The organism is Longicatena sp. (assembly GCF_982403165.1).
This window is the reverse complement of sequence record NZ_CEVYEL010000099.1, coordinates 1-4,325: the sequence shown is the minus strand read 5'-3', so window position 1 is coordinate 4,325 and position 4,325 is coordinate 1. Positions and strand designations below refer to the sequence as shown.

Sequence of the window (4,325 nt, the reverse complement as noted above, 5' to 3'; positions counted from 1 at the left end):
CCCTAGATATGTGGCATGCCCGCCACACATAAAAAAGGCGTCCTATAAGACGCCAAGTCGTTTAATAGCCCATCTGCATCAATTTACGAAGACAATAACTTTCCTTCTGATAGCAACCGGCATCATGATAAAGATTTGCTAAATCTTCTAATAAAAAGCGATATAACTCACAGGTATCCATTTGATTCTTTTCCAATTGCTGAATGAGTTCTACCAAATAAGGTAAAACACTTGTCCCCTGTGCCATATGATACACATAAGTCAATAGCTGCTGCAATAAAGCATTGGTGTCTTGTTTTAAACGTTGTTTTAGCCATAGATATGCTTTTTCCATCTCATTTTCTTTTACACTGGCATAGGATATTAAAAAATAAAGATATTGCGGCTGATGATGTATCGTTATAGCCTTCTCACCTAATTGTATGACACTGTGATAATCTCTTACCATAAAGCGATTCATCACTAATTCATAATATGTTCGCTCAATAACGGCCGTATTCTTATACTGCTTTGCAAGCTTTAACGTATCCATTAGACGCTGCAAGGCAACATCATATTCCTTCATACGATTATAGCAGGCAGCTAAAGCACATTGCGTAGCCAACAGACGATTGATATTCCATTTCTTTTCTAATAACTCATATGCTTTTTTATAATATTCAATCGCTAATACGATTTCTCTACGATAGTAATACAAACGTCCATACATACTGTATAAGATTTCACGATGTTCTAATACCGATAAGCCATCCGCAAAGCATAAAGTATGCAAAGATTCTTCTAACTGTCCTGACAACATTTGGTAATATCCTTTATATAAATAATAGATAAATTGATGACGTGGTTCTAGAACGTCAATAAAATAACTGCATTGTTTTAATAGGCTTTGATACTTTTCTACAGCACCTTCATGAATAGCCACATACATCAGATGAATCAATAGATATTGCGGATATAAGATGGAATGTTCAAAATGTAAGGCTTCGATCTTTTGCATAAGCATCTGTTGCTCATCCTTTCGCATATAAATCAATGCAATAAAGGATTCTTCCAACAATTCCCGATACTTTTCCTGATGTTGAAATAAAGCTATAAAATCAATGTTCAGATAGTCGCAAATGCGCTTGATTGTATTCGGATGTGCTTCACTTTTTCCTTGTTCAATACTATGCAGCTGCATGCGGGTAAGGTTACAAGACAGACAAAGTGCGCCTGCATCTTTATGCTGCTGTTCTCGCTTAAAACGCAGATACGCTCCTATATATTCCATTTGCATATGCTTATTCCAACATCATGAATGGATAACCTGATTGATATACGATATTTATTTTCATACTACTCTCCTACTTCTATACGATTCGTAATGATCCACATCTCTTGCTCATGTAAAAGCATGTAAACAGGACCGTAATAACGATAATTTTTCTCTGCTTCTATTCAGGTGTCATCCCCCTTATCTTCTAACCAAGATAGCCCACATCTCGTATATTGCACGCGTGTATAACAGATATATCACAGATGATTCAAGTTTGCAAGGAAAAAGTGTGAGCTGTTTATCTACTGCCCACACTCCTGTATAATTATTTGTTTTGAATAAACAGATTACTTTAAAGCCGCGCTGGAAGTAAAGAAGGTTTAGTAACCAAGCGTCACAAAGATGACAACCGTAATAGCCGTACAGCCAAGGATGGCCAACATGATACCAATCTGATATTTAATAGCCGTGAGTGGGAAAGTTCCTGATAACATTTGTCCTGTCATCATTCCCGGTAAAGATACGATTCCCATCGTCATCATGTTATTCATGGTTGGCAAGATAGCACTGTCAAAGGCGTCATTGACCTCATCAAACGTTGCTACCTTACACGTTGCCCCTAACATCAGACTGTTTTCAATACGCTCACGATGATCTCGCATATTGGCGCACAGACGGTTTGCCCCAAGGGCAATCCCTGTCATACTATTGCCAATGATCATACCACTGATCGGTATGAAGTATTGTGGATTAAACCAAGGTTCTACCTGTAACACCAATAGCATAAAGACCACTGCCGTCACCAAATAACCGATGATCATGGAAAGAGCAACTAAGCGTTTTAATTCTTTTGACATGGAGTATTTAACGCGCTTTAACGCATTATAAACGGCAAAGCCTAACATGATGGCAAGCATACTTAATGTCAGCCACCAGCTGGGATGTTTGAATACATACAATAAGACAAATCCCATCAAGGTCAATTGAATAGTCATTCGTGTGGTCGCAATCAAAATCATCTTTTCGCGACGAATGCCTCTTGCCTTGAAAATAACCAACAAAACAAGCACAAACACATAGGCGATGGCTAAATTTAAAATAGAAAGATCCATAACTGTATTATTCATATACATACCCCCTACAGCCACCTTGGGCAAGTTCCAATAAACCATGAGGATAACGCTGTGCAATCTCAGAACTATGTGTCACCATAACCAGTTGCTTGTCATGTTCCTTCACAAAGGTTACTAAATTATCTATAACAAAGCTTTCTGTTTCCTTATCCATTGCACTGCTAGGCTCATCTGCCAAATATACATCGGCATCCATTAAAAGAACACGTGCTAAACATAGACGTTGTTTTTCTCCGCCTGACAGCTTTTCACAAGTATCATTGAGTTCCTTATGTAAACCGACCTTATCTAAATAAGCAAGCAAACGATTTTCATCAGCAAGCGGCTGTTCACTCAACCTTAAGCCGATTTGCAAATTGTCTGCAATTGTACCCGAATATAAAATAGGCGTCTGTCCCAACATGATGATCTTACGACGTAGTTTGATAGGATGCATTTCCTTGATATCTACGCCATTAAAATAAATGCTTCCTTCCTCTGCCTCATTCAGGCGGTTCAGCATTCTTAACAGTGTTGTTTTTCCACTTCCGCTGGGGCCAATCAGACATGTGATCTGACGATCAATCATCAGATGATCAATCTGTAAAATATGTTTAAATTTAAGCTTTTTGATTTCAAACATAATACCACTTCCTTTTCTTAAGGATAGCATAATTTTCCATATGCTTCCAATAGTATGCAAAATGTTTCGTACTTACTTTACAAACATATGGAGCAATTTAATCTAAAGATATCGGATGGATAATTTTTGCGCTATATTGAGAAAATAGGTATTGCGATTCATCACTTCATGATAGATTAAGAAAGTACGATAGCGAACAGGAAATGCTTCTAGAAACCTTACATTTTATTGGTATTTTTTAGGTAAAAAAAGTAACAGTACAATAAAAGCGATGACCGCCGAAATAATTGAGGGTACTCCCAACCTTGTAAAGAGATACCCCGACTTACCAAGAGGGGTAATCGAAAAGTACCGTGACACTTTATCGTCGATTTCCTCTAATGTAATCATTGCAAATGCAAAGCAGAGTAATACAGGAGCCATGATAGAAAGTAGTAAATCAAAAATCGGATAGTATGCTTGCAAAGAAAAATCTGTTATTCTTTCAAGAAAGGGAATACCTAATTTAATCAAAGCTCCCATGACAAAAGGCGTAAAACAAGCTGCAAACATCATAGGGTCACTCTTGATTTGTCTAAATACCTGTATGGTACTGGATAATATCCTTTTCATAGCTTTACACCTCCTAAACTTTTCCACATATGCTTAACTGTATGTCGCGCAACTATGTAGAGGATAATCAACGTAGCAATTACAAGTACCATATCAAACGATAGTAAAACGCTTTTTCCAGTTATAAGGTTCATGCAAGCTGTGAATGGAAAAAAGCGGAACAGATATGGTAACTTCACAAACAGACCAACAATAGGTGGTACAAAGCAAACAATTTCTATCGGCATAATCACAATGAGAAATTGGTTCAAGTTTGAAATTTTTGTAGCTGCAATAATTCCAAGCATAGTAAAGATTGCTGAGGTCAAAGCCGTACCAACTGTGATACCAAGTAAATGATTGCTGTCGGAAACTACCCCTAATATCAATGCGATTACCGTAGAAATAGCAATCAACGCAACTGTTTTTGAAAGTATATATTCCGATATTTTTACAGGGGATACCACCATAGCATTTAATACCTTTTGACTTTTTTCCAAAAGAACAATCGCTCCCATGAAAAACAATCCCATTGCTGCCGGGTCAGAGTAGATCATAATAGAAGCAATATCCGTTTTCCAATGTTCCGGCAAAGCGGCAATCCCGCACACATATAAAACTGTTAATATAAAGTAGATAAAATAGAAACCATATTTCCATTGGAAATGTATATCACCACAAATTAAACGTCCCAATCTCATTGAAGTGTCCTCCCTGTAATATC

General features: G+C 37.3%; 5 protein-coding genes. All 5 read right to left on the bottom strand.

Features of this window, described 5'->3' with window-relative positions:
• Positions 1–61: 61 nt before the first annotated feature.
• The 5 genes from AC1VS3_RS12730 to AC1VS3_RS12710 all read right to left on the bottom strand — a co-directional run bounded on the left by AC1VS3_RS12730 (position 62) and on the right by AC1VS3_RS12710 (position 4,302).
• Entirely contained in the window at positions 62–1,270 is a 1,209-nt protein-coding gene (locus AC1VS3_RS12730; RefSeq protein WP_226906247.1) for a helix-turn-helix domain-containing protein, read from the bottom strand.
• A gap of 365 nt (positions 1,271–1,635) precedes the next feature.
• Entirely contained in the window at positions 1,636–2,382 is a 747-nt protein-coding gene (locus tag AC1VS3_RS12725) for an ABC transporter permease (RefSeq protein ID WP_481275677.1), read from the bottom strand.
• Positions 2,375–3,010, bottom strand: coding sequence for an ABC transporter ATP-binding protein (locus tag AC1VS3_RS12720; protein WP_017144557.1), 636 nt, complete (start codon positions 3,008–3,010; stop codon positions 2,375–2,377). The genes AC1VS3_RS12725 and AC1VS3_RS12720 overlap by 8 nt, the downstream gene beginning before the upstream one ends.
• Before the next feature lie 225 nt (positions 3,011–3,235).
• Positions 3,236–3,622 (bottom strand): hypothetical protein, encoded by a 387-nt coding sequence (locus AC1VS3_RS12715; protein ID WP_481275676.1) that lies wholly within the window; start codon positions 3,620–3,622, stop codon positions 3,236–3,238.
• On the bottom strand, positions 3,619–4,302 hold the full coding sequence (locus tag AC1VS3_RS12710) for a fluoroquinolone export ABC transporter permease subunit (protein WP_143475916.1): 684 nt from the start codon (positions 4,300–4,302) through the stop codon (positions 3,619–3,621). The genes AC1VS3_RS12715 and AC1VS3_RS12710 overlap by 4 nt, the downstream gene beginning before the upstream one ends.
• Between the last annotated feature and the right edge of the window lie 23 nt (positions 4,303–4,325).

Bases quoted from the DNA above. Each gene is read 5' to 3' on its own strand.
- AC1VS3_RS12730 (WP_226906247.1), bottom strand. From the start codon at position 1,270: ATGGAATATATAGGAGCGTATCTGCGTTTTAAGCGAGAACAGCAGCAT.
- AC1VS3_RS12715 (WP_481275676.1), bottom strand. From the start codon at position 3,622: ATGAAAAGGATATTATCCAGTACCATACAGGTATTTAGACAAATCAAG.
- AC1VS3_RS12710 (WP_143475916.1), bottom strand. From the start codon at position 4,302: ATGAGATTGGGACGTTTAATTTGTGGTGATATACATTTCCAATGGAAA.
- AC1VS3_RS12720 (WP_017144557.1), bottom strand. From the start codon at position 3,010: ATGTTTGAAATCAAAAAGCTTAAATTTAAACATATTTTACAGATTGAT.
- AC1VS3_RS12725 (WP_481275677.1), bottom strand. From the start codon at position 2,382: ATGAATAATACAGTTATGGATCTTTCTATTTTAAATTTAGCCATCGCC.